Below are 24,587 nucleotides of genomic sequence, written 5' to 3'. Positions count from 1 at the left end.
GTTTTGGTACATATCAAAGACAGTCGCAGTTATCATTTTAAAAAAATCGCCCATCACGATGACCGTGTGTTATGGTTTTCGACCTTGACGGCTGTGGGGTTGCATGCTTTGCTGATTTTTGGTATCAGTTTTGAAGACCGAGCATCACCCACAGCAGCGGTGCAGGAAGTGACCACGGTTTTGACCGAAAATATCCAAAAAAACGAAAAAGCTGATTTTATTGCCAATGCCAGTCAAGAAGGTGGTGGTGAGTCGGATGAAAAAGTGCGTTTTGAAAACAATACCATCAGCCCTGTCGAGTCGGATAGTGTCAATCAAACGGACGATATCGTGACCCAACAACAAAAAACTCGCCAACAAGCCTACCAAGAAAGCTATCTACGCACTACTATTAGTTGGCAAGAAGTCAATAAAGAAAATGACAATAAAAAGAAAAAGGACACCAGTGATCTTGAGGCACAAGAGCAACGCCTACAACAGCAAATAGCCACACTTGAAACTAAAATTAGTACCAATCAACAACTGCTTGCCAAAAAATCTGCCGTGCAAACCATCAGCAGTAATTCAACCACCACAGGTGAAGCCGCCAAATATATCGAAAATTTCCGTCAGCAAGCCTACCATATCGGTAATCAACAATATCCGCAAGAAGCTCGTGCCAAAGGCTTAAAAGGTGATGTGCGTTTATTGGTCATTATTGATCCAACAGGTAAAGTGAAAGCCTTGCAAGTGCTAGAGTCGTCTGGCTCACCGATTCTTGATGAGGCTGCCAAAAATTCTGTGCGAAAAGCTGCTCCATTTGGGGCGTTTACCAAAGATATGAAAGATATCTTAGAGCTTCGGATTATTCGTACTTGGCGATTTGGTGATAGCTTGACGGTGGATAGTGCGGAAAATTAATCATACCAAACCCAAAAGAGAACCCACCATGACCACCCAAGACCTTGCGTTATTTGACCTCGACCATACCTTGATTGATGTGGATAGCGACCACAGTTGGGGGCAGTTTATCGTACAGCAAGGCTTGGTGGATAAAGCCGTGTATGAAGAAGCCAATGATAAATTTTATCAAGACTATATCGCCAGCACCCTTGACCCAGTTGAGTATAATGAATTTGTGGCGAGTTTTTTAAAGTCGCAACAACTGGATGATTTATATGCTTGGCGAGAGAAATATTTAGAGCGTTGGATAATTCCCAATATGCGACCTAAAGCGATGGATACTATCAAGGCTCATCGTGAGCGTGGTGATAAGATTTTGGTGGTGTCAGCGACCAATGATTTTGTGGTTGTGCCGATTGCTAAGTTGTTTGGTGTGGCGGAAAGTGATGTGTTGGCGACTCGGCTTGAGCTGACAGCGGAGGGTTATACAGGTAAAGTGGCAGGGCGACCGAATTTTAAAGACGGTAAATTGCTGAATTTGCAGGCGTGGATTGATGAGCAGAGTCAGCAAGGCATTAGTTTTGGCAAAACCTATGCGTATTCGGATTCTCGTAACGACTTGCCGTTATTGGAATGGGCGGATGTGCCAGTGTGCGTGTGTCCAGATGATATCTTGCACGCTCATGCCCTTGCTCATCATTGGGTGGTGGAAGATTGGCGGATTTAAATCCAATATACGCTACTCTTCCAAACTCTTAATCACTGCTTTTGCCCAGTTTGGTAGATTGGGGCTAATCGCATACCAAATCCAAGTACCTTTACGCTCACTTTCCAAAATCCCGATTTGCTTGAGTTGATTGAGATGCCGTGAGATGGTCGGTTGAGGCTGTTGTAACTCGCTGATAATATCACACACGCATAACGCTTGTTTTTGTTGCAGGAGTAACACAATCTTGAGGCGTGAGGGGTCACTTAAGGCTTTTAAAAAATCTGTTTTATTCATATATTTACATATCCAAATATATAGATTATAGTATCTCGCAATTTTAGCAGATTTCTGAAGGTCGTCAATGGTTATTGCGTTGTTGATTTTTTTAGCGACTTTGGTCGTGGTGATATGGCAACCCAAAGGTTTGGGTATTGGCTGGACGGCTAGCATTGGGGCATTGGTGGCATTGGGCTTGGGTGTTATCACGCTTGCCGATATCCCTATGGTGTGGGATATTGTGTGGAATGCGACTTTTGCCTTTATTGCGATTATCATCATTAGTTTGCTATTGGATGAGGCGGGGTTTTTTCGCTATATTGCCCTACACATTGCCAAGATGGCAAAAGGTAGTGCTAAACGATTATTTGTATTTATCGTATTACTTGGGGCGGTGATGTCGGCATTGTTTGCCAATGATGGGGGTGTGTTGATTTTGACCCCGATTGTGATTGCGATTTTGACCACATTGCGTTTTTCACCTGCGACCACGTTGGCGTTTATTATGTCGGCAGGGTTTATCGTTGATACGGCAAGTATTCCGCTCGTGGTGTCAAACTTGGTGAATATTGTATCCGCAGATTTTTTTGACATCTCTTTTACCGAGTATGCCAAAGTCATGCTACCTGTCAATCTGGTGGCGGTCGTCACCTCCCTGTTGGTGCTGTATGGTTTTTATCGCAAGGACATTCCGCTGGTGTATGGCTTGGATTTGGTAGAGCCACCCCAGTCGGCTATCCGTGATAAAAACACCTTTATCATGGGTTGGGTGGTGTTGGCGTTGCTGTTGGTGGGCTTTTTTGTGTTTGAGCCGATGGGCGTGCCGATTAGCTTGATTGCAGGGATTGGGGCGGTCATATTGTTCATGGTGGCAAAAATGGGGCAGAAAATCGCTGTTTTTCCCATTCTCAAAAATGCCCCTTGGCAAGTGGTGATATTTTCGCTTGGTATGTATTTGGTGGTGTATGGGCTAAAAAATGCAGGTTTGACCGACTATTTATCGCATAGCCTCAACCAACTGGCGGATAAAGGCGTGATGACAGCGACCCTTGGCACAGGCTTGCTGTCGGCAGGGCTATCATCGGTGATGAATAATATGCCAACCGTGCTAATTCAAGCCCTTGCGATTGATGGGGCGAGTATTCAAGACCCTGTTGTCAAGCAAGCGATGGTGTATGCCAATGTGATAGGTTGTGATTTAGGCACAAAAATTACCCCAATTGGTTCATTGGCGACTTTGCTATGGTTGCACGTTTTGGCAAGTAAAAATATCACCGTCAGTTGGGGATATTATATCAAAGTCGGCATTATTTTAACTTTACCTGTGTTGATAGCCACGTTAGTCGCCTTGGCGGTGTGGTTGCCAGTTGCTCAATGATTAAAAAAGGAAAATCCATGCAAAATATCACGATTTACCACAACCCAAACTGTGGCACATCTCGCAATACGTTAGCTTTGATTAAACATCTTGGCATTGAGCCAACGGTGATTTACTATTTGGAAACACCGCCAGATGAGGCGACCTTGCGTGAGTTACTTGGCAAAATGGACATCACACCAAGACAGCTTTTGCGAGTGAATGTCGCCCCTTATACGGAACGTGGACTGGATAATCCGACTATCAGCGATGATGAGATAATTCAAGCCATGTTAGTCGAGCCGATCTTAATCAATCGTCCGATTGTGGTGAGTGATACAGGGGCAAAGCTATGCCGTCCCTCGGAAGTCGTACTCGATTTGATTGATACGCCTTTGACAGAGGTGTTTGTCAAAGAAGATGGCGAAAAAATTGAGCCAATAGGGTAAAATTTTACTTAGACTTGATTTTTATGTAGGGTGCGTTGAACGCACCTTTTTTATTATTCATAACAATCATGCTATAATATCCGATTTTAATTGTATTTAATCAAGATTTAAAGGTAAATCATCATGGAAATCAACCCATATTTAGAACGCATCAAAGACCTTGCCGACCGTGGCAACCAACTTCGGGGGTATCTTTGACATCGAAGCCAAGCAAGAACGCCTCGAAGAAGTCAACCTAGAACTCGAAAACCCCGAATTGTGGAACGACTCAGCCCGTGCCACCAAAATCAGCAAAGAAAAAGCCCAACTGGACAACATCGTTGGCGTGATTACCGCCCTTGATGACAAACTCGAAGACGCTCGTGCCATGCTCGAACTGGCTCAAGAAGCCGAAGATGAAAGCCTGTTGGCAGACGTACAAGCCGAGCTGGACGAAGCCGATGCCAAAGTCGCTGACCTTGAGTTTAAACGTATGTTTAGCGGTGAAATGGATGCCAATGACTGCTATCTCGATATTCAGTCAGGCTCTGGCGGTACAGAAGCCCAAGATTGGGCGGAAATGTTGCTTAGAATGTACTTGCGTTGGGCGGAAGCCAAAGGCTTTAAAACCGAAGTCATGGAAGTATCGGCAGGCGGTGTGGCAGGCATTAAGTCGGCAACCATTCATGTCAAAGGCGATTATGCCTTTGGTTGGTTACGCACCGAAATTGGCGTACATCGCTTGGTGCGTAAGTCGCCGTTTGACAGCAACAATGGTCGCCATACCTCGTTTTCAGCGGTGTTTGTGTCGCCAGAGATTGACGATAATATCGAAATCGACATCAATCCTGCCGATTTGCGGGTTGATACATATCGCTCAAGTGGGGCAGGTGGTCAGCACGTTAATACCACGGATTCTGCGGTGCGGATTACCCACCAACCGACTGGTATTGTGGTGGCGTGTCAAAATGAACGTAGCCAAATCGCTAACCGTGATACGGCGATGAAAATGCTCCGTGCCAAATTGTACGAACGTGAAATGCAAATGCGAATGGAAAAACAGCAAGCCCTTGAGGATAGTAAGTCGGATATCGGTTGGGGTAGTCAGATTCGCTCGTATGTGTTGGATGATTCACGGATTAAGGATTTACGCACAGGCGTGGAAACATCCAATACCCAAGCGGTACTGGATGGGGATTTGGATAAATTTATTGAAGCGAGTTTAAAAGCAGGGTTATAATTTTTCTGTTTTATAACGAGTAGGGGTGTATTGAATACGCCCTTTTTTAACCAACCTAAGGAACAATCATGCTATATCAATGGAATGACAAACAACCCCAATACAAAGCCCCCTTTACAGGCTGGGTCGCTGACTCAGCAGAAGTCATCGGTGATGTCGTGCTTGGCGATAACGTCAGCGTATGGTTCGGAGCGGTGATTCGTGCCGATAATGCCCCAGTCAGCCTAGGCGATGACACCAACATTCAAGAAAACAGCGTCATTCATACGGATGTTGGCATTCCTGTCACCATCGGTAAAGGCGTGACTGTCGGGCATCTTGCTATGCTTCATGGCTGTACCATCGGTGATAACAGCCTTATCGGCATTGGGGCAGTGGTGTTAAACAATGCGGTGATTGGCAAAAACTGTATCGTAGGAGCAAATGCCCTTGTCACCGAAAATATGCAAATCCCTGATAACTCACTGGTCATTGGTAGCCCTGCCAAAGTCGTCAAAACTTTGAGTGAGCAACAAATCGAAATGTTAAAGCTCTCTGCAAAAAGTTATGTCGCAAAAGCCCAAAGTTTTAAACATAGTCTGAAAGCAGTTGATTTTATTGCCTAATTTAGCATTAACAGCAATACCCAACCCATCAATCCCAATAACAACCCAATGCCCATGGCTTTTAGCAAGCCTGATGAAAATGAATAATCATCGTTGCTTGGGTTGTTTTCATAAGGCGTGGTGCGAAATAACCCAAAAATCATATCCACAGCTTTTGTGCCAAAAAACCAGCCACTCACTAGCCCCAATACCGTTAAAATTGGTAAAAATAGCCATACCATTTCCGCATTGCCTACCGAGCCAAACAGTTTAATTAAGTTGGTTAACCAGTCCAATAGTGACCCAAAAATAGCAAAAATTAAGGTAACACCTAGCATTTGCCATAGCCGACTCATCAAGCTAGGTTTGGGCAATATAATCTCTGCCAGTGGTTGATCTGATGGGTTGACAGTTTGTCTATGATTTTGTGGGTCACTCACATACTGAGGGTGACTAGTCGTGTGAGAGGCATTTTCTGAAGATGGATGGGCAGAAGGGAGTGAGGTATTGATCGGTTTTTTGGTGGTATCAAATTGCTCTAATTGATGGATTTCTGTTTGGCTAAGGTGAATCGCTGAAGGGATAAGCTCTTCTTCAACATTTGAGGCACTGAGGCTTTGTATGTGCTGATTGCGTGGTTTATGATTGCTAAGAGGTACAGCTAAAACACGCTGTGCTGATATTTTGACATGGGTGTAATGTAAGACCGTAAGATTATGAGCGTGTGAGCCTAAAACTTTGTTTATCATGGTCATTCAACTTATGCTGACTTATGGTAAGGGGGTGATAAAAAAGGACAGCCCAATGAACCGTCCTTTTTTGTAATCAATCAATATTAACCGATTTTTTCAAGTAAGCTATTGATTTTGCTTTGTAATGCCATGTCATTGGTGTTGCTAACTTCATCCAATAGGCGTTTGGCACTGTCATATTCACCCAATTGGATATATTGTTCTGCAAGGTCAATATTGAGCTGAGTGACATCCAATTCTTGAATAAAATCAAATGTATTGCCTAATATATTGCTGACAGGCATTGCTGTAGTAACCGCATCTGTTGTGATTTCAGCAGGTGTAGCCACTGGCTGTTCAATACTTGCAGGATTTGTTGTAACACTCTCGCTAGTAAGGGCTTCCACCGTTGGTGCTGGCGTTTCAACCACAGGGGCTTCTACGCTATCTGAGCTTGAGTCTAAATCAAAATCAAATTCATCAACGCCTTCAATGCTATCAACTATTGGAGCAGGCTCTGCTACGGTGACGGTATCAGCAGTTACGCTAGGTGGTTGTTCCGCAGAGGGGGCATATAAGGCATCAAGCTGACTTAATGTATCTTCGACATTATCCCCTAAAACTTCGGGTTCAACGGTAAAATTAGGTGCGACAGGAGCGGTTAGAGTCGTTGCTTGAGGTTCGGTTTCAAGTGTACCAAAATCCAAATCTAAGTCTGAGCCAAAGTCAATGCTATCGGCGACAGGGGTATTCTCTTTGGTAGTTGCAATAGTCAAAGCAGGTTCTACCAAAGGCTCTGCAGTGGTGCTTGGCATATCCAATGCAAAATCTTCGTCAAAGCTAAAGTCTACCGCAGTATCTTTTGCAATCATTTCAGCTTGAGGAACAGAAGCAGTGGTTGGTGTTGGTACGGTTAAATCAACCTCATTGGCGTCAAAATCAAATAGATTATCCGCTTCTACAGACGGCATAGGCTGTGGTGCAACGGTTGATTGAGGTGCGACAGGAGCAACGGGGTCAGTATCAAGGTCAAATACCAAATCATCAGCTAATAATGGCTCAGACTCAACGTTCACAACCGATGGGGCTGGTGTTGGATTTTGGCTAGCTGTTGGCATAGTGGGGGCATCTGCTTTTGGTTCATCCCAATTGTCAGACAAATCAAAGTCAAAATCTTCAACCATATCTGCTTTGTTGGCAGGTACAGCAGGGATGTCAGCGACAGCGGTTACACGAGCAGGTTGCTCAGTTGTACTGATGTCAAAATCAAAGTCATCAAAGCTGTCGTCAATCGCCACGGTTTGAGCCGTTTCAACAGGTTGAGTGGTGGCAGGTTGAATGGCAACAGTGGGTTCGGATACCGCAAATACCTCAGTAGTGGGTGCAGGGTTAGCCATTGGCTCATTGATGCTTGGTGTATCCATCGCAAAATCAAAGTCTAATGGCTCTTCTGCCACAGGTTTGGGTGCGACCACAGCAGGTGCAGGTGCTTGACTGACAGCAGGCGTATCTATATCAAAATCAAAGTCTAGATCCGCTTCCACTGCAGGTGTTGAAACTACCGTAGGTGCAGGTGTGGATGGAATAACTGATGGGCTAATTGATGGATTGGGTGCTTTGCTGACCGCAGGCATATCCATATCAAAATCAAAGTCTAACTCTTCTTCTACCACAGGCGTTGGGGCAACAACAGGGGCTGGCGTTGGTTTGCTTGCAGTAACAGGTGTGTCGATACCCAAATCAAAGGAAAAGTCGTTATCAGCCACAGGCATTGGCGTAGGGATATTCGCCACTTGTGCGACAGCAGGAGCAGGTGATGTTGTGGTAAGGCTTTGTTCCGCTTGGTCAAGAAAATCAAACTCTAAAGGCTTGTCATCATCAACAATCACCTCTTCTTGGTGCTGAATCTGCTCAATAAAAGATTGCTCTTCATCAAGTAGGTTTTTTAGGTTTTTGGCTTGTAAACTTACGACAGGATCAGCAAGCTTTGCGACATTTGGGTAAAAAGCATTAAAGCTGGCGTAATCTTTGGCTAAGGCAAAGGTGTTGAGTAGCATTAGCTGTAAATCAGCACGCTTAGGATTTTGTCGAATCGCTTGTTTAAGGGTTTGAGCTGCACTGCCATAGTCTTGTTTTTCAATAAAGTCTTGAGCCGTCGTTAGCTCTAGATCAGTAGTGGAGGCAGGTTCTTCGACTGGTGTTGCCATAACAGCAGGTGTCGTAGGTTGTTGTTGGCGTTGAGCTTGTAGTTCTTGTTGTTGCTCTGCCAATGTTTTTGGGCGGTTTAAATTTGCCGTTGGTGTGGTATTGTCACTTGATTGGCGTTTTTTCATCACCAAGAACACGCCCAGCAATATTACCACAATTACGACAGCGGCGATACCAATCATCATAGGATCCATGCCTTTCTCCTTAATCTTATCATTTCAATTTTATTGTTTATTCAGTTCTTTTAAGCGTTGTTCAAGTTGGGCTAATTTACTGTTTTGGAGTTTTAAGCGTTTTTCAGCATTGACAAGGCTTTGGTTTAATTGACCGACTTTGCTGGCTTGTTGGGCAGTGAATTGGCGTTTTTGTTGAACTTGGCTAACGATTTGTGACGATACCCCTTTTGTTAGGGTTGATGTGCTTTTGTTTGAACCTTGTGTTGCTCCATTATTTTGACTTGGGGCGATAATTTTCATTTCTGTTTTATGCACAACTTTTGGGGCAGTTGGTTTTGGGGTGATTTTTTTTGCAATGGTTGGTTTTGCTGATGTATTTGATTTAGCACTGGTTGTTGGGCGTTTGACTTGCTGTTTGATAGTCTTGGCTTGAGTGGCTTTATATTGTTTTTTGAGATTATTCGCTGATTTCACCCCAATCTGTGAGGGCATAACTTGATAACGAGGAACATTTAGCTCGGTATTGGCGATGAGTTTGGTTGGGTCATTGTCGACAAACGCATGAGGGTTGGCAGACATGATTTCTTTCATCACCGTGTTGACATCTTTTTTATTACGATGTGCTAGTTCACTGGCAATTGTCCATAAGTTATCATTACGTTGAACAACATAGGTGACACTTTCATCAGAGCTAGAGGGCGTGTTTGTGGGGGTATTGCCTTGTTTATTTGGCTGTTTGCTTGATTGTTTAGCTGGTTGGGGCGTTTGGGTAGGCTCTGTTGGTTGAGGAATAGGCGTAATTGTGGGTGTATCGTTATTCGCCACCATATCAGATAATGGGCCATAGTGACGAGTTTCGCTAATCACAAGGTTTTTATACGATTGAGTATCGTTATCGTTGCTGGGGTTAGTCATGGTCACTGGGTCTGCTATATCAGCAACAACAGGCTCATTGGTGGTGACAGGTATGGCTTCTTTAACGACAGGAAGCTCAACAGGGTTACTTTCACCAACAATGGTTTTGGTGGCTTCAGTTTTGACCAATGATGTGTTTGATTGTGTCAAGACTTTACTTTTTTCATCAATCGGCAATAATAGGGTTTTGGGTAATGTTTTGGTTTCGCCCTTATTAGCAACATCTAGCACAACATCTGTAAAGGGCGTATTGACAGGCTGTGAGGTGCTTAAAATAATTTGACCACCATCACTGCTACTTGGGACAAAGCGAACGTTAATATCAGTTTCTTTGGATAATCCCAACTGTTGATAGATTTCAGTATTGGCAAGTTTTACCGAAAAGGTAGCAGGATCAATATCACTGACATTGATACTGGCATCAAGCGGTTCATTTTGTTGAGATTTTACATAGGTATCACCGATATTGACAGCATACGCAACAATGGGAAGTGATAAAGGTAATCCGAAGATAAGTTTGATAGAGCGTTTCTGCCAAGACATAAATAAAATCCTTGCCTGTACGAAAAAGAGACATTACCAGTGAGTAGCTATTAACCAAGGTTATAATATTACTGTTAATATTATTGGGGCATTCTAAAATTGGGTTTGGTTTTGTTTGTAACAAAAAATACTAAATGTTGCTAAACCATCACTACACGTAACAATAAGAGAGTTATAACAAAAGTTGCGATAAAATACCAGTCTAAATGTTTTGCAAGTAGGTTTTCACACAATAAAATAACACAAATACTAAAAACACGCCATCATAGACGTGTTTTTGTTGGGGTATTTTTTGTGAAATGGCATTTTAAACAGGTATGATGCCAAAGTCACTTCTTAATAGTCACTTCTTATAATTTGCCACGTAAAATGGCTAAAGTACGGCGTAGTGGTTCAGCAGCACCCCAAAGTAGTTGGTCACCCACAGTAAAGGCAGTTAGGTATTCACCGCCCATGTTCATTTTACGCAAGCGACCGACAGCGACTTTTAGTGTACCAGTGACAGCAACAGGCGTTAAACGCTCAACAGATGCAGGTTTATCATTTTCGACCACATCTAGCCATTCATTGCCACTGTTACGTAAGGCTTCTTCGATTTCTGCCAAGGGAATGTCTTTTTTAAGTTTGATGGTTAAGCCTTGTGAATGGCAACGCATCGCCCCAATTCGTACGCAAATACCGTCAATTTGCACCACGTCATCACCTTGATTACCAAGGATTTTATTGGTTTCAACACAGCCTTTCCATTCTTCTTTGGATTGACCATTATCAAGCTGTACGTCAATATAAGGAATCAAACTACCTGCAAGCGGTGCACCAAAATATTGTTTTGGAAAGCCTTCGCCACGTTGAAGTTCGGCGACTTTACGGTCAATTTCCAAAATTGCACTGGCAGGGTCAGCAAGTTCGCTTGCTACGCCATCATGGATATAGCCCATGCCTTTAATCAGCTCACGCATATTGTTTGCCCCAGCACCACTGGCGGCTTGGTAAGTCATGGCAGATACCCATTCGACCCAATCACGTTTGAATAACTCACCAATTGCCATCAGCATCAATGACACAGTGCAGTTACCGCCGATAAAGTCTTTTTGCCCATTTTTGATAGCATCGTCAATCACATTGCGATTAACAGGGTCAAGCACGATGATGCTGTCATCCGTCATTCGTAAGGTACTCGCCGCATCAATCCAGTAACCAGTCCAACCGCTATCACGTAAAGGTTGATGCACCGCTTTGGTGTAGTCACCGCCTTGACACGTGATAATCACATCACAGCTTGCCAAGGTCGCAATATCATGGGCATCTTCGAGCTTACCTGTGTTAATGCCATCAATCTTAGGGGCATCACCACCAGCATTACTGGTAGAGAAAAATACAGGCGTAATACCGTCAAAGTCGTTTTCTGCAAGCATACGTTGCATCAAAACCGAACCGACCATACCACGCCACCCAACTAGACCAACACGAAGCTGACTCATGATAATATCCTTACAATTAAAAATTAAAAAAGCAAGCCGTTGCAAATACGTTTTTGCAACCTATTACCATGCCTGTTTTTGTTACTTTTTGCAAGTAGATTTTATTGGTGTTGCCCAAACTTTTGAGAATAATTAAAATTATCATAAATTATAAACTGATAAAAACGCACACCCATGTAAGCAAAAACTTACACCAATATCCGCCATTTGCGAATAGTCACAGGCATTCGGATTGCCTATAATGAACCCATCAACACAAGGATGATGCTAAGGAATAGCAGTGTTGATTCGCTCAGGATGAGTGTTGTCAAGGAAGAACAATAACAACGATATGAAATGCCCAACTAAACCCAAGTCTATTGCCCTAAGACTTGGGTTTATTCTTTTTTGTGGGTCAAAATTTTGCTACAATAGCTTGCCAAAGTATCGTGAATCAAATTAGCCATCATGCTTTAAGGTATTGGGCGTATGCAATATGCCCCTACTGGTGTTATTTTAAGTTTAATAATGATAGTTTGTTTGCCAATTTTTCGCCCATCATAAGCTAGGTGTTTTATGCCAAATTCAACCGATGATTACCTCACCTCACCTTTACCCAGTGTCAAAACCCTATCCAACCCCAAAAATGATACCCCTTATTTAATTGCCCCCTCAATTTTATCAGCCGATTTTGCTCGCCTTGGTGAAGAAGTGCAGAACGTGATAGAGGCAGGGGCGGACGTGGTGCATTTTGATGTGATGGATAATCATTACGTGCCAAATTTAACGTTTGGTAGCATGATTTGTCAAGCTCTCAAAGATTATGGCATTACCGCTTCGATTGATGTGCATTTGATGGTATCGCCTGTGGATAGCATGATTGAGCAATTTTTGCACGCAGGGGCGGATATTATCACCTTTCACCCAGAGGCAAGCCAGCATGTTGACCGCTCGCTTCAGTTGATTAAAGACGGTGGCGCAGAGTGCGGACTGGTGTTAAATCCTGCCACACCATTGCATTATTTGGATTATGTGATGGATAAAGTCGACCAAATTTTGCTAATGAGTGTCAATCCGGGTTTTGGTGGGCAGGCATTTATTGAGGGAACATTGGATAAAATCCGACAAGTGCGTCAACGTATCGTGGCTTCGGGTCGTCCGATTCGTCTTGAGGTCGATGGGGGAATTAAAGCCAGTAATATCCGTGCCGTGGCGGAAGCAGGGGCGGATATGTTTGTGGCAGGGTCGGCGATTTTTAATCAAAAAGATTATAAAAAAGCCATTGATGAAATGCGTGCCGAATTGGCGTTGGTGGGTAGTGTCCAAGCTTAACAAACCAAATAAAGCTATAAGGAATAATGATGACAGAATCCAATGTTACACCCAGTTCCCCTTCGCTCGTCCCAATGGGTTTGACGATTGGACTGGGAATTTTTGCGTTGGTGTTAGGGCTAGCGGGGTTTGGCTTTAGATTGTATATGGGTGACACGTTGGCGATGATTTTGCCAACGTTAATGGTCACAGGGCTGATTTTTTGGGTATTATTGCCTGCATTTTTTGTGTTAGGTTCGATGGTGCTAAATCGCTTTTCGGGCAAGCCCCCCATTCAGTCACGCAATGCCTTGACATTGGGGCTATTGTTTAGCTGTGTGGCGATGCTGTGGTTGATGTCGATGTATTCCTAAAATTTTAATTTTATATTTTATTTCAAAGGCACGCCATGAATTTTCCCCATTATACCAAACAAGAGTTATCTATTTATCCCAAAGCCATTCCCAAAGGGCTGATACATACGCTAATTATCAGTTGTTTATTGCTAGGGCTGTCTGGGATGCGAAAACATCATGGGCTTGATGGGTGGCTGTCGGTCTTGGATAATTGGTTTTTTATGCTGTTGTGGATACCGACTGGCGTGACGTTATGTGCATTGCCGTTTAAGCTACGAGATGACAGCTTTGAATTAAAATTGGCGTATTATTTGGGGATGTTTGTGGCGTTTTTATTTGTGTTAAATAGATTGCGGTATTGGCGATAACCCATTGAAAAACCGTGGTAGGAGTCGCATATCAGCATAATAGTAAAACACGAAAATAGGAACGGTTTTGGTTAAATTGTTGATAATGTTGCTGATGTTATTGTTGGTAGGGTGGTTACTCAAAACCCTGCTATCAGTGATTTGGCATAAAATGCACGCTTTTGTGGGTATTGAAGTTGGTGCTTCACGCCATGCCGTACTCACCCCAAAAGCGTTGGGCTACCAACAAGGCATGAGTGTACCACATTCGCTATCACGCCCCCAAGCCCAGTCCCAAGCTGTCTTACCTTCCAAAAAAATCAAACAACGCTATTGGCGGACACGTTATGGCAATATTCCGTCACTGGTGTATTTGGTGGGGGTGGATATGGAAAAAATAGACCGTATGCCTCTGTCAGCGGTGGAATGGCTGGTGGCGATAAATGACCGTATGGCAAACTATTTGGCATGGCAACAACAGTCAGACCCACAAACTGGGACATGGCTGACCGAAAAACAGTTTGTTATCAATCGTTTGATTAATGAAACCTTACCCCAAGCCGTCAATCAATACGACCAACTGGCACGTTTTAACCCCCAAGCATTGCAACAACCGATTCATGGTGAGCTAAATGCCGAACAAGTCTTAATCAATGTATTACAAGCCGTGCATCAGCAACTCGGTGATTTGCTTGATGAATTGTCGCACCAAGCCACCCAACAATTAGTGACTACTTATCGCTATGTCAAATCTCGTACCATGTAAAAATCTCTATAAAAACTCACCAAACTTATAACCAATCCTGCTAGACCTTCATCCGCAAAATGCTACAATGAGGGTATTTAGATTGATAAATGTTAAGGAAAAATAATGGATTGGTTTGCTAACCCACTGATTTTATACCCTTTATTATTACTGATTTATGTTGGATTGCCGTTATTGGCATCGTTTGGCTTGTATAAACTGTTTCAAACGATGAAACGTGGGCGAGGTATTGACTTTGACAGTATGCCAAAATTGACCCAAGTTACCACGAAAAACCTGCCAAAAACCGTGATTGATAAAGTGCAAAGCATCGACCAAAAAGCCAAAAAATTGCTCGGCTACTATGATAGCAAACAAATTAAAGACGAAGCCATCATGGGCGAAAATCAGTTTTTGGTAAAAAAAATCCTCAATGAAGATTTGCCAGAAGCGGTACAAAATTACCAACGCCTTGATAATGTGAGAGCCAATCAACTGGCAGTCGGCACGACAGGCAAAACTGCCAAAGTGTTATTGGATGAGTATTTGGACACCATCAACGAGCAATTTGATGATATGCTTGATGCTATGTATGAGCAGAACGCCCAAAAATTGCTGATTAGTAATCGCTATCTCAAAGCACGTTTTGACACCCAAGGGGGTGATAGCGAATTGGTATTGATTGCGAATACACCCCAATAAGCCATCAATAAAAAAGGGCGTATGCAATACGCCCCTACGGTACGATATGTATTGGGTTGGCGATTACTTATCTCTGCGTAAATGATTGACTTTACGAGCTTTTAGCGGTTTTTTTTCATGGCGTTCTTGACGGCGTTTGGCGATACCATATAACCCAGTACCTTGACGAGGGCGGATATTTACCAAGCTTGCCAGCGTATCAATTTCTTTTCTATCCAATTCAAGATAGCGACCTGTGCGAAGCTCACGAGGCAGGCTCACCGAGCCATAGCGAGTACGCAATAGACGGCTGACTTTTAGCCCTTGCGACTCAAATAGACGGCGGACTTCACGATTACGACCTTCTTTAAGTTTGACTTGATACCATTTATTGATACCCTCACCACCTTTTTCGGTGATGTCATCAAATTGTGCCATACCATCATCGAGCATCACGCCTTTTTTGAGATTATTAATCATCTCTGGGGTGACTTCGCCCATCACACGCACGGCATATTCACGCTCGATTTCGTTGGAAGGGTGCATTAGGCGGTGTGCCAATTCACCATCATTGGTAAATAAAAGCAAACCAGTCGAGTTGATATCCAAACGTCCGACCATCACCCAACGGTCATGCGATAGCGGTGGTAGGCGTTCAAAGACGGTTGGGCGACCTTCAGGGTCATGGCTTGAGCAGATTTCGCCTTCAGGTTTGTAGTACATTAGGATACGGCGACGTTTTTCGTTTTCGGCGGTATAGCGGAGTAGGCGACCATCGACACGGATTTCATCGCCTTGTCCAACACGGTCGCCAATGGTGGCAACTGTACCGTTGACGCTGACTCGCCCTTCGGCGATGACGGTTTCCATTTGACGGCGTGAGCCAAGACCAAGGCGAGCGAGGGCTTTTTGTAATTTTTCGTCTTTCATAAGGTGTCCTTTGACAGGGAATGACATTTCACAATGTGGTAAGAAAAAAGCGAATAAGGCGGATAATAGCCTTAACATAGGTGGTTATTGTAGAGAAATTTGGTGTAAAAAGCCATGTTTTTTGTCTATCATTTTACAGTTGTTGTTCCACCAAATCCGCCAAATCATCATGTAAATTCTGCACCAACGCCAATTTATCCGCAATGGGTAACGGCTTATCCAAGGTCGCCAGTAAATTATGCAAAATTTCCAATAATTGCTGAATCAATAGGCGAGTGGTATTTTCATAATTTATCACTGTATCGCTTGGCAAGGCATGAGCCTGTTGCAAAGACTGTGGCAACTGATACGCTAACAGATTGGCTAGGGCTTCTAGTTGTAAATCGGCTTGAATGTGTAGTTTATTTAAGCCTTTACCCAATTCCTGTTTTGTCGCTTGTTGGGTAATACTGGCGATATACACCAACTGACCGACCAAACTGACAAAACTTTGGGAAAATTTTACCGATTGCGGATTATGAACTTGTGGTAAATATTGGTGCAAATATTGATAACCTGCCTGCCAATCACTATCGAGTAATTGATTGGTAGTATTGGTGGTTGAATTTTTGGTTAAATCGGCTGACAAATTTAGGCTGTCTAGCTGAACCGTAGGGCTATTTGTGTTTGTAGTAATAACGGATAAAAGTTCGTTATTTTGCACTAAACCTGTTTGTTGATACACGGCTTGTAAATAACGTTGATTGCCAAGAATATGCTGTAATTGCTGTTGGTTGCTACTTTGGTTAATTTGGATAAACACATTGAGTATGGCTTTGAGCTGTTTTTGCACAAGGTCATAGCTGGTCAAGTGTTGGGCTTTATCAATAATTTCAGCCGTGGCATAATGGGGGTCGAGTTTGAGATAATCATTGACCATCTCTGGCAAGCGAGTATAAAACAAGCGTTTTGCAGTAAAAAAGCTGTCTTTATCAATCAATGACGCTTGGTCTTTACGGACGATTTCGGCAAATTGGGCTTCGATATCGGTGATAATTTGCTGAAAAAGGTTGGGTAATTTTCCCAACGCAATCACAGGCGGTTGCTCGGTTGACGCTTGCGATAGATGATTGGGATTTAAGGGGTTAGGCTGAAATTGGGCAGTGGGCTGACGCTTGGCTCGAACAATAAACCACAACGGAATGACAATCACCAAACTCAGAATAATAAGCAATCCAGAAAACGGCATAGGGCTAACAATCACCTGTATAAAAAGTCGGTCAACATTATAGAGATAGAACTTGTGCAAATTTCATGTTTCCGTTCATGGTGAGCCTGTCGAACCATAGGAAACGTTACCCTTCGACAAGCTCAGGGCGAACGCTTCTTTCACGTTTGCGTAATTCCTAAGATAAATACACGAATTTGATTGACCAAAGTAGAATTATTTCAGATAAAAACTTGCTAATTGTGCATAATATGCTATGTTATGCCATAAAGCCATACCCAAACGGAAGAATGTTTAATAATCAATGAGATGATGGGATGGACGTATCATATTCATAAAAAATTGGCAAAAGGAATGACAAATGACGAACCCTAACTCACAACACACCCAACCCACCCCTGCCTATATTGGTGCTTCGTGGGCTGTGATGGCGATTGGTGTATTGGCATATTTGTTTGGTTTGTTTAATGCCACCATGCAATTGAATGAAAAAGGCTATTATTTTGCGGTGTTGTTGTTGGGTTTGTATGCGTCCATTAGTTTACAAAAGACCATTCGTGACCGTGCTGAAGGCATTCCGACCACCCGTTTATACTATATTATTAGCTGGGTAGCATTAGCCTCTGCAGTGGGGTTGATTGTGGTGGGATTGTTAAATGCCACATTGACGCTGAGTGAAAAGGGCTTTTATATGATGGCTTATACCATGAGCTTGTTTGGGGCGATTACCATTCAAAAAAACATTCGTGACCTCAGTAACAGTAAAAATCAACCATTATTAACCATGAACCAAACCCAACAAATTCCTATGCAAACCAATAGTGATGATGAACGTAGTCATCTGTTGCAATCGCCTTTTAGACGTAATAAAGCTGAATAATCAATAAACTACAATTAATAAGGATAACAATATGAAAGGTCAAATCGCCAATTTTTCTGCCCAACATGGGCAAGGTATTATTCGAGGGGAGGATGGACAAAACTACGTATTTAGCACCCAAGCTTGGCAACAGCCAAATGCCCCAATGGCAGGCATGATGGTCGAGTTTTTAGTTGACGCTCAAGGTCATGCTACCAGTATTCAGCCCACCATGAGTACCATGCAAACCCAAGCCAATCCAGTCACCATGAATCCCTACCAAGCCCCACAACAAATGGGCGGACAAGTCATGCGTCAAGGCAATGAGATTAATCCTGTATGGGCAGTCGAAGAGGATTATGGGTTTTTTGATTGGGTGAAAAAATGTTTGCAAAATTATGCCAATTTCAATGGTAGAGCTAGACGTAAAGAGTATTGGTATTTTTATTTATTTTTTATTATGATTTACATCCTATTAGCCGTTGTTGATGGTATGTTAGGGACAGATGGCATACTGGTCGGCATTGGTATGTTGGCATTTATGATTCCCAACTTAGCGACCAGTGCTAGACGCTTGCATGATATCAATAAATCGGGCTGGTGGGTGTTGATTTCAATTATTCCTTTTGTGGGGATTTTACTGTTGGTATGGCTTGCGACAGATACCAAACCAGAGCCAAATCAATGGGGCTTGCCTGCCCGTCAAGTATAAAATTAGCTATTCCACAACTTTCCCAATCACAGGCATTTCTGGCAAGTCATCAAGGCTTGCCAGTCCAAACGCATCCAAAAACCCATCCGTGGTATGTAATAACGCAGGTCGCCCAAGCGTGTCTTTAAAGCCTTTTTCCTCAATCCATCCCTTATCAAATAATTGCCGTAAAATGTTGCTCGATACGGTCACGCCACGCACTTGCTCGATGTCGGCTCGTGTCACAGGCTGTTTGTAAGCAATCACGCTTAAGGTTTCGAGTAGGGCTTGGCTGAGGCTTTCTTGGCGTTGTGGAAAGACCTTTTGAATGAGTGGGCTAAAGGTATTGGCAATCTGTAGCCGATAGCCACTGGCAGTATGTGCCAATGTCAAAGCCCCTTGCGATAGGCGGTCTTGCAGTATCATCAAGGCGGTGTCAAGCTCGCTTTGCGATAGCTCAAGCCATGAACGAAGCTGTTTTGCGGTAACAGGCATTTCTGAGGCGTGCAAAATCGCTTCGATTTCACGGCTGTGGATTTGGGTGGTTTGGTGTTTTTGGCTAAAATTTGTCATGGTTTAAAGTTGTTTTTAGAGATTGGTAGGGGCGTATTGAATACGCCCAGTTTGAGATTTTAAATATTGGCATTATTATGATAACCGAGTATTTAATCAACTTTTAAACCAACAGCAGTTAAACGTTGTTGTAATTCCTGTTGTTTTTCAAGGGTGTAAAGTTGATTTAGTAAAGTGGTTAATTTTTTCTCTTCATCCAAACGTGCTTTAAATGTCGTTTTTTACACATAAAAAATCGCCACGCTATCAAAGCATGGCGATAATACAATAAAACTTACAGATTAGCGATTAAAATTCGTGTTGAATACCGACTTGTACTGAGTAGTCGTCATCGCTGTCATTGTCTTTGGCAAAGGTGGTTTCACCATTGAGATAAGCCCAAGTGCCTTTTGCCAAGTTACTGCTTAATCCTAAGCCAAAGCGACCGTAATGATTGAGGTCATCTTGTTTGTAGTTTAGGGTATGGGTCACACCGTCAAACGTTTTGGTGGTGATGCTATCTACCACAGGCTCATCAATGACATTCACGTAGCCCAATTTGGCTTTGATTTTCACAGGTTTATTGGCGACTGCAAATTGGCTTTGGATTTGGTAGCCAACTTCGGCATCCCACGCTTGGGCATCGGTTTCGCCAATGTTAAGTGCGGTGCGAGATTTGTCGCCACTGGTGTAACTGTCAAAGTTGATATCGCTGTAGTTTGTGCCAACATACACGCCGTGTTTGTAGTTAGGGCGGTTAAGGAAGTTGTAGCCTGTTTCGGTGCTGACACTTAATACATTGGCATCAAGGTTACCACGTTCGAGGTTATCAATGATAACAGGTGTGCCATTTTGTCCGCCCAAAGTAACGCTGCGGTTGGTGTCTAGCTCATGTTTGCCATAGCCAAGTAGGGTGGTATTCCACCAAGCTGACAGGGGTGAAGCGTAGATAGAGTAGAGTTTTACACCGTAGCCTGTGTCTTTGCGAACTGGGCTGTCATTTTCGCCTTTGTAATGGTTGGCTTCGATGCCTGCACCGATTGCCCATTGTGGGTTGATGGCGTGTTCGCCGTATAGTCCAAGTTGGGCTTGCGTGCCTTCACCATTAATGGCGGTGTCTTGATAGCTTTGGTTGGCATCAAACCAAACACGGTTGGCATTGGGGGTATTGTCAGTCAATACGTTGCTAGCAAGGTAGTTAGCACGTTCAAATACGCCATGATTGGATTGGGTGGTGGCGATTTGTTTATGTAAATAGCCTGCCAATTTGTTTTGTTGTTCAATAGCACTAAAATTGGCTTGTTGAACATCTGCCCCTGTTTGTTCAACAATAAGACGAGTGACAATTTTAGAAAAATCACGCATTCGTTGATTGATACGCTCTTCACCCAAGGCATTGGTCAAAAATTGTTTGTTATCTTCGGCAGGTTGATGCCATGTTGAACCATCTGGGATTTTTGGATTGTCAGTTTGGGTATAGCCGTCAAATTCTGGCCCAAGTCGCCAGTTGGTCGCTTCAAAGGCAACCACAGGCATACCTGCCTCGTCAAAGGATTCGTGGTCACTACAACAGCCAACGCCATAGGGTTTGTACGGTTCGGTGGCTTCTTCAGCGATTAAGTCGCCCTCATTTTTTTGTAAATCAATACCCAATGATTTGGCAATCGCTTCGGCATTTTCACGCAAGGCAGCGTATTGTGGGACGACTTTTTGGGCGGTTTTGTCATAGGCTTTGTCGCCTGTATTGGCGTACATATGGTCGCCAGTAATCAAGCTGTCAAGGTTAATCATGCCAATGGCATTTTGTTTTTCGCTATCGCTCAAGCTGTTGACAAAACTTTTTGAGCCTTCTAAGCCATACTCTTCGCCACTAAAAGCAACAAATTTCACATTATGTAAGGTTTGGATTTGGCTAAGATTTTTTACCAATTCAGTCAAAACCCCCAAGCCAGACGCATTGTCATCTAAGCCTTGTAAGGTTGAGCGGTCAGTGGTTTTATTTGATGGGTTTGAATCGTAGTGAGCCCCCACATAGAGGGTTTTGCCTGTGTTGCCTGTGCCTGCTTGCTCAACGATGATATTGCTACTGTTAAGGGTTTGTTTTGCCAACACACCACGTTTGGCAACAAAAGAATAATCTTGGCGAGTGGGTTGGTATTTGCTACCTGCAATTCGCATACGGTCTTCGACATATTTTGAGGCTTTGACTTCTTGTTCTGTGCCTGTATAACGTCCTGCATACTGCTCGGCAAGGTCAATGGCAGTTTGTTTGCCGTAGTCGCCATAATCTGCCAAAGCTTGTTGGCTAACTAGCGATGTCAAACCGAATAATACGGCAGTGGAAAGGGAAGACAGTTTAGTTTTCATGCGTCACTCCTTATTGTGTGGCTATTATTGTTAAATAAATGACAATTAAACTATTAATTATTAAAGAAATTTTGGTTTATTGTCCTAACTTTGGTTACAATCTTTAAAACTTCTGTAATAATTGTACGCTTGAGTCAACATAAGTACAAGCACAATAAATTACCGTGGCAGTCGTTATTTATGCCTTTTCACTATTCAGCCACACAAGGGTGAGTTGGTTAAGTTCGGCATCATTGTCGCCCTCGACCATAAAGTCAATCAGCCGTTGTTTCGCCAATTCCAAAATCGCCACAAAGCTGACCACCACGCCAATTCTGCCTTGATTTTTATCCAACACATCAAAGAACGACCCCTTGCCACGACTTGCCAAAATCCGACTGATACTCGCCATACGGTCAGCCAACGGCACGATATCGGCTTTGATATGGTGCATTTGGTAGTCGGGCTTGAGTTGCATTTTGATTAAGCTATCGACCAACATCGTGGGTGGGTAAGGCGGTATCTCTTTGGCAAGTACATCAGCACTCGGCAAACTGGCAAACGCCAAAAACACGTCCCTTTCCAGTCGCATGAGTCCGTCAAGTCGCTGGGCAACGTGCTTGATTTGGGCGTATTGCTCAAGGCGGTCGATAAGTTGTTTGGTGGGATTTTTTTCTTCGTCTGGTAGGGTGGGCGAGGGCAATAGCAGTTCACTTTTAATCGCAATCAGCGTACTTGCCATGAGCAGGTAGTCACCTGCCAATTCAAAATGGGCTTCGTCCAATTCGTCAATATAAGTGAGATATTGTTCGGTAATAGGCAAAATAGCGGTGGTGGTGATGTCAAAGTTATTCTTTTTGACAAGGTATAGCAAAAAGTCGAGAGGGCCTTCAAACTGCTCAAGCCAAATCGCAAACGCCTCTGGCGGAATGTAGAGGTCTTCGGGGAGCGATTGGACTGGGGTTTCATATAGACGGATAGCGAGGTTGGTCATGGGTGATGTTGGTTTTTAGATTTTGACATTACAGATGCGTACAATAATATAAAGAGGCTTGATTATCAACGCTTTATTTCAAGTCGCAATTTACTAGCACGTTACCCTAAAGGTATCTTTTTGTGTAAATTTTAAGACATTCTTGTAGTTATTTTAAAGCAATACTGTTAATTTGATAAGATTAATTAAAAAGTATTGCTAAAATAGGCGTCCGTTAATTAAATTTATGCCAAGCACATCACCTAATTATGAAAAAATCTCTCAAAATTGTAGGGATATTGCTATTTTTAGCGATTCTTACCCTTATCCTATTTTTATATTGGCCGTTATACAAACGAGCCGTGCCTGCCCCTGAAAATGAACAACCTGTCGATGTTGTAATGATTGGCGGTGGTATCATGAGCATGACACTGGCGACTTATTTACAAGAATTACAACCAAACTGGAAAATGGAAGTCTTCGAGCGTCTTGATGGCGTGGCGTTAGAAAGCTCAAACGGCTGGAACAACGCAGGCACAGGTCACTCAGGCTTTGCCGAGTTGAACTATACCCCAGAAAAAAATGGCGTGGTCGAAACTGACCGTGCGGTCGATATTGCCGAACAGTTTGAGGTATCTCGTCAATTTTGGTCTCACCAAGTTAAGACTGGTCATTTAAGTGCCAACCCACAAGACTTTATCAACCCAACACCGCACATGAGCTTTGTGTGGGGCGATAAGAATATTGAATATTTGCGTAAACGCCATGAAGCCATTACCAAAAATCCACTATTCTACGGTATGCAGTTCTCAACCGACCAAGAGCAAATCCGTAAATGGGCACCATTATTGATTGAAGGGCGTGACCCAAAACAAAAAGTCGCAGCGACTTATATGCCATTGGGTACGGATGTGAATTTTGGGGTGATTACCAACCAATTGACTGATTCACTGAAGAAACATCCCAACTTCAAATTACACTTACAACATGAAGTCCGTGCCTTAAATCAAAATGCGGATAAAACGTGGAACGTGACTGTATATGACTTTGCGACCCAAAAAGAACGTACCGTAAAAGCCAAGTTTGTGTTTATCGGTGCAGGTGGTGCAGCCCTAAAAGTATTGCAAATGTCTGGTATCCCTGAGGCCAATAATTATGCTGGTTTCCCAGTCGGTGGTCAGTTCTTATCGTTTGAAGACCCAGCCTTAACTACACGCCACAACGTCAAAGTATATGGTCAAGCGGAAGTCGGTGCACCACCGATGTCAGTACCACACTTGGATACACGCCGTTTGGATGGTAAACAAACCATGTTGTTTGGGCCGTTTGCCTTGTTTAATACTCGTTTCCTAAAAAATGGCTCAATCACTGACATCCTGTCTGTCACCAACAACCATAACGTGATTGGCATGATGAAAGTCGGTGTTGATAATACCGATTTGATTACCTACTTGATGGGACAAGCTCGTCTAAACGATGATGACCGTCATAAAGAATTGCTAAAATATTATCCAAATGCCAAACGTGAAAATTGGAAACTGATTACCGCAGGTCAGCGTGTACAGGTCATCAAAAAGACCGATAAAGGTACGGTACTACAATTTGGTACAGAAGTGGTAAGTGATAAAGATTCGACCATTGCTGCCTTGCTAGGTGCATCACCAGGGGCATCGACTTCACCACCGATTATGCTAAAAGTGCTAAACCAAGTATTCCCAAATCAGATGAAAACCACATGGTCTAGTAAGATTAAAGAAATCATCCCATCATATGGTCTAAAACTCAATGAGAGTGCCGAGTTAACCAATGAAGTGCGTGGTTATACCAGCCAAGCGTTAAAATTGCCTTATTTGACTGTACCGACAGCCTTAACGCCACAAGCCAAGACTACGCATATACCGCTTGAAGCACCAAAAGCTGATGCAAAAACGGATAAAGCTGTGTCAAAAAATCTAAACCAAGAGCAACAAGCCTTGTAATGGATTGATTGATTAAAAAAAATGACCAGAATAAAAGTTCTGGTCATTTTTTTTGTGAAATTAAAGGGGGAAATTTAATACCAAACCCAATACATATAGTA

General features: G+C 43.2%; 24 protein-coding genes. 14 read left to right on the top strand and 10 right to left on the bottom strand.

What is annotated here, in order from left to right:
- Positions 1–3 precede the first annotated feature (3 nt).
- Both ACK1U4_RS07685 and ACK1U4_RS07680 read left to right on the top strand, forming a co-directional pair.
- Positions 4–900, top strand: a complete 897-nt coding sequence (locus tag ACK1U4_RS07685) for an energy transducer TonB (protein WP_419400644.1) — start codon at positions 4–6, stop codon at positions 898–900.
- 28 nt (positions 901–928) lie between these two features.
- A complete protein-coding gene (locus ACK1U4_RS07680; RefSeq protein ID WP_419400643.1) occupies positions 929–1,609 on the top strand; it encodes an HAD family hydrolase in 681 nt (226 codons plus the stop codon).
- A 12-nt stretch (positions 1,610–1,621) separates the two neighbouring features.
- Here ACK1U4_RS07680 and ACK1U4_RS07675 read toward each other — a convergent pair whose 3' ends face one another.
- Positions 1,622–1,885, bottom strand: a complete 264-nt coding sequence (locus ACK1U4_RS07675; protein ID WP_419400642.1) for an ArsR/SmtB family transcription factor — start codon at positions 1,883–1,885, stop codon at positions 1,622–1,624.
- Between the two features lie 67 nt (positions 1,886–1,952).
- On the opposite strand from ACK1U4_RS07675, the gene ACK1U4_RS07670 reads away from it, so the two are divergent.
- The 4 genes from ACK1U4_RS07670 (at position 1,953) to ACK1U4_RS07655 (ending at position 5,497) form a co-directional block, all read left to right on the top strand.
- Positions 1,953–3,245 (top strand): arsenic transporter, encoded by a 1,293-nt coding sequence (locus ACK1U4_RS07670; protein WP_419400641.1) that lies wholly within the window; start codon positions 1,953–1,955, stop codon positions 3,243–3,245.
- A gap of 17 nt (positions 3,246–3,262) precedes the next feature.
- Positions 3,263–3,673, top strand: a complete 411-nt coding sequence (gene arsC / locus ACK1U4_RS07665; protein WP_419400640.1) for an arsenate reductase (glutaredoxin) — start codon at positions 3,263–3,265, stop codon at positions 3,671–3,673.
- A gap of 123 nt (positions 3,674–3,796) precedes the next feature.
- Positions 3,797–4,892, top strand: a protein-coding gene (prfB, locus tag ACK1U4_RS07660) for a peptide chain release factor 2 (protein WP_419400639.1) whose coding sequence is annotated in 2 segments (ribosomal slippage) — positions 3,797–3,868 and positions 3,870–4,892 — 1,095 coding nt in all. Because the reading frame shifts where the segments join, the coding sequence is not laid out codon by codon here.
- A 68-nt stretch (positions 4,893–4,960) separates the two neighbouring features.
- Positions 4,961–5,497, top strand: coding sequence for a gamma carbonic anhydrase family protein (locus ACK1U4_RS07655; protein WP_419400638.1), 537 nt, complete (start codon positions 4,961–4,963; stop codon positions 5,495–5,497).
- Here the strand turns inward: ACK1U4_RS07655 and ACK1U4_RS07650 are convergent.
- From ACK1U4_RS07650 to asd, 4 genes are all read right to left on the bottom strand, one after another.
- Positions 5,494–6,225 carry a hypothetical protein gene (locus ACK1U4_RS07650; RefSeq protein ID WP_419400637.1) on the bottom strand — a complete coding sequence of 244 codons (732 nt, stop codon included), beginning with the start codon at positions 6,223–6,225 and terminating at the stop codon, positions 5,494–5,496. The genes ACK1U4_RS07655 and ACK1U4_RS07650 overlap by 4 nt on opposite strands.
- Before the next feature lie 86 nt (positions 6,226–6,311).
- Positions 6,312–8,609 carry a FimV/HubP family polar landmark protein gene (locus ACK1U4_RS07645; protein ID WP_419400636.1) on the bottom strand — a complete coding sequence of 766 codons (2,298 nt, stop codon included), beginning with the start codon at positions 8,607–8,609 and terminating at the stop codon, positions 6,312–6,314.
- Positions 8,610–8,639: 30 nt separating this feature from the next.
- Positions 8,640–10,049: a FimV family protein gene (locus ACK1U4_RS07640; protein ID WP_419400635.1), complete on the bottom strand. Its 1,410-nt coding sequence runs from the start codon at positions 10,047–10,049 to the stop codon at positions 8,640–8,642.
- 350 nt (positions 10,050–10,399) lie between these two features.
- A complete protein-coding gene (gene asd, locus ACK1U4_RS07635; protein WP_419400634.1) occupies positions 10,400–11,530 on the bottom strand; it encodes an aspartate-semialdehyde dehydrogenase in 1,131 nt (376 codons plus the stop codon).
- A 555-nt stretch (positions 11,531–12,085) separates the two neighbouring features.
- Between asd and rpe the strand changes: the two genes are divergently transcribed.
- The 5 genes from rpe to ACK1U4_RS07610 all read left to right on the top strand — a co-directional run bounded on the left by rpe (position 12,086) and on the right by ACK1U4_RS07610 (position 14,970).
- Positions 12,086–12,841, top strand: coding sequence for a ribulose-phosphate 3-epimerase (gene rpe, locus ACK1U4_RS07630; protein ID WP_419400633.1), 756 nt, complete (start codon positions 12,086–12,088; stop codon positions 12,839–12,841).
- Between the two features lie 29 nt (positions 12,842–12,870).
- Positions 12,871–13,194, top strand: coding sequence for a hypothetical protein (locus tag ACK1U4_RS07625; RefSeq protein ID WP_419400632.1), 324 nt, complete (start codon positions 12,871–12,873; stop codon positions 13,192–13,194).
- Between the two features lie 35 nt (positions 13,195–13,229).
- Positions 13,230–13,544: a hypothetical protein gene (locus ACK1U4_RS07620; RefSeq protein ID WP_419400631.1), complete on the top strand. Its 315-nt coding sequence runs from the start codon at positions 13,230–13,232 to the stop codon at positions 13,542–13,544.
- A gap of 67 nt (positions 13,545–13,611) precedes the next feature.
- Positions 13,612–14,289 (top strand): hypothetical protein, encoded by a 678-nt coding sequence (locus tag ACK1U4_RS07615; protein ID WP_419400630.1) that lies wholly within the window; start codon positions 13,612–13,614, stop codon positions 14,287–14,289.
- Between the two features lie 105 nt (positions 14,290–14,394).
- Positions 14,395–14,970 (top strand): hypothetical protein, encoded by a 576-nt coding sequence (locus ACK1U4_RS07610; RefSeq protein ID WP_419400629.1) that lies wholly within the window; start codon positions 14,395–14,397, stop codon positions 14,968–14,970.
- 63 nt (positions 14,971–15,033) lie between these two features.
- Here ACK1U4_RS07610 and rluB read toward each other — a convergent pair whose 3' ends face one another.
- Together rluB and ACK1U4_RS07600 are read right to left on the bottom strand one after the other, a co-directional pair.
- On the bottom strand, positions 15,034–15,879 hold the full coding sequence (rluB, locus tag ACK1U4_RS07605) for a 23S rRNA pseudouridine(2605) synthase RluB (protein WP_419400628.1): 846 nt from the start codon (positions 15,877–15,879) through the stop codon (positions 15,034–15,036).
- A 133-nt stretch (positions 15,880–16,012) separates the two neighbouring features.
- Positions 16,013–17,107, bottom strand: coding sequence for a hypothetical protein (locus tag ACK1U4_RS07600; protein ID WP_419400627.1), 1,095 nt, complete (start codon positions 17,105–17,107; stop codon positions 16,013–16,015).
- 340 nt (positions 17,108–17,447) lie between these two features.
- Here ACK1U4_RS07600 and yiaA point away from each other — a divergent pair, with 340 nt between their 5' ends.
- Complete coding sequence (gene yiaA / locus ACK1U4_RS07595) at positions 17,448–17,966, top strand: inner membrane protein YiaA (RefSeq protein WP_419400626.1); 519 nt, start codon at positions 17,448–17,450, stop codon at positions 17,964–17,966.
- A 31-nt stretch (positions 17,967–17,997) separates the two neighbouring features.
- Positions 17,998–18,657: a DUF805 domain-containing protein gene (locus ACK1U4_RS07590; protein WP_419400625.1), complete on the top strand. Its 660-nt coding sequence runs from the start codon at positions 17,998–18,000 to the stop codon at positions 18,655–18,657.
- 6 nt (positions 18,658–18,663) lie between these two features.
- On the opposite strand, the gene scpB is transcribed toward ACK1U4_RS07590, so the two are convergent.
- The 3 genes from scpB to ACK1U4_RS07575 form a co-directional block, all read right to left on the bottom strand.
- Positions 18,664–19,209, bottom strand: coding sequence for an SMC-Scp complex subunit ScpB (scpB, locus tag ACK1U4_RS07585; protein WP_419400624.1), 546 nt, complete (start codon positions 19,207–19,209; stop codon positions 18,664–18,666).
- A gap of 288 nt (positions 19,210–19,497) precedes the next feature.
- On the bottom strand, positions 19,498–21,555 hold the full coding sequence (locus ACK1U4_RS07580; protein ID WP_419400623.1) for a M28 family peptidase: 2,058 nt from the start codon (positions 21,553–21,555) through the stop codon (positions 19,498–19,500).
- A gap of 178 nt (positions 21,556–21,733) precedes the next feature.
- Positions 21,734–22,528 (bottom strand): segregation and condensation protein A, encoded by a 795-nt coding sequence (locus ACK1U4_RS07575; RefSeq protein WP_419400622.1) that lies wholly within the window; start codon positions 22,526–22,528, stop codon positions 21,734–21,736.
- Between the two features lie 248 nt (positions 22,529–22,776).
- On the opposite strand from ACK1U4_RS07575, the gene mqo reads away from it, so the two are divergent.
- On the top strand, positions 22,777–24,486 hold the full coding sequence (gene mqo, locus ACK1U4_RS07570; protein WP_419400621.1) for a malate dehydrogenase (quinone): 1,710 nt from the start codon (positions 22,777–22,779) through the stop codon (positions 24,484–24,486).
- Positions 24,487–24,587 lie beyond the last annotated feature (101 nt).

Origin of the sequence: Moraxella sp. TY6 (assembly GCF_048551375.1) — a bacterium.
Classification (GTDB): domain Bacteria; phylum Pseudomonadota; class Gammaproteobacteria; order Pseudomonadales; family Moraxellaceae; genus Faucicola.
The sequence above is the reverse complement of the archived record's forward strand: the minus strand, read 5'-3'. Positions and strand labels throughout refer to the sequence as shown.

Coding starts and splice junctions, on each gene's coding strand:
- ACK1U4_RS07680 (WP_419400643.1), top strand. CDS start 929: ATGACCACCCAAGACCTTGCGTTATTTGACCTCGACCATACCTTGATT.
- ACK1U4_RS07675 (WP_419400642.1), bottom strand. CDS start 1,885: ATGAATAAAACAGATTTTTTAAAAGCCTTAAGTGACCCCTCACGCCTC.
- ACK1U4_RS07670 (WP_419400641.1), top strand. CDS start 1,953: ATGGTTATTGCGTTGTTGATTTTTTTAGCGACTTTGGTCGTGGTGATA.
- arsC (WP_419400640.1), top strand. CDS start 3,263: ATGCAAAATATCACGATTTACCACAACCCAAACTGTGGCACATCTCGC.
- ACK1U4_RS07655 (WP_419400638.1), top strand. CDS start 4,961: ATGCTATATCAATGGAATGACAAACAACCCCAATACAAAGCCCCCTTT.
- ACK1U4_RS07650 (WP_419400637.1), bottom strand. CDS start 6,225: ATGATAAACAAAGTTTTAGGCTCACACGCTCATAATCTTACGGTCTTA.
- ACK1U4_RS07645 (WP_419400636.1), bottom strand. CDS start 8,609: ATGGATCCTATGATGATTGGTATCGCCGCTGTCGTAATTGTGGTAATA.
- ACK1U4_RS07640 (WP_419400635.1), bottom strand. CDS start 10,049: ATGTCTTGGCAGAAACGCTCTATCAAACTTATCTTCGGATTACCTTTA.
- asd (WP_419400634.1), bottom strand. CDS start 11,530: ATGAGTCAGCTTCGTGTTGGTCTAGTTGGGTGGCGTGGTATGGTCGGT.
- rpe (WP_419400633.1), top strand. CDS start 12,086: ATGCCAAATTCAACCGATGATTACCTCACCTCACCTTTACCCAGTGTC.
- ACK1U4_RS07625 (WP_419400632.1), top strand. CDS start 12,871: ATGACAGAATCCAATGTTACACCCAGTTCCCCTTCGCTCGTCCCAATG.
- ACK1U4_RS07620 (WP_419400631.1), top strand. CDS start 13,230: ATGAATTTTCCCCATTATACCAAACAAGAGTTATCTATTTATCCCAAA.
- ACK1U4_RS07610 (WP_419400629.1), top strand. CDS start 14,395: ATGGATTGGTTTGCTAACCCACTGATTTTATACCCTTTATTATTACTG.
- rluB (WP_419400628.1), bottom strand. CDS start 15,879: ATGAAAGACGAAAAATTACAAAAAGCCCTCGCTCGCCTTGGTCTTGGC.
- ACK1U4_RS07600 (WP_419400627.1), bottom strand. CDS start 17,107: ATGCCGTTTTCTGGATTGCTTATTATTCTGAGTTTGGTGATTGTCATT.
- yiaA (WP_419400626.1), top strand. CDS start 17,448: ATGACGAACCCTAACTCACAACACACCCAACCCACCCCTGCCTATATT.
- ACK1U4_RS07590 (WP_419400625.1), top strand. CDS start 17,998: ATGAAAGGTCAAATCGCCAATTTTTCTGCCCAACATGGGCAAGGTATT.
- scpB (WP_419400624.1), bottom strand. CDS start 19,209: ATGACAAATTTTAGCCAAAAACACCAAACCACCCAAATCCACAGCCGT.
- ACK1U4_RS07580 (WP_419400623.1), bottom strand. CDS start 21,555: ATGAAAACTAAACTGTCTTCCCTTTCCACTGCCGTATTATTCGGTTTG.
- ACK1U4_RS07575 (WP_419400622.1), bottom strand. CDS start 22,528: ATGACCAACCTCGCTATCCGTCTATATGAAACCCCAGTCCAATCGCTC.
- mqo (WP_419400621.1), top strand. CDS start 22,777: ATGAAAAAATCTCTCAAAATTGTAGGGATATTGCTATTTTTAGCGATT.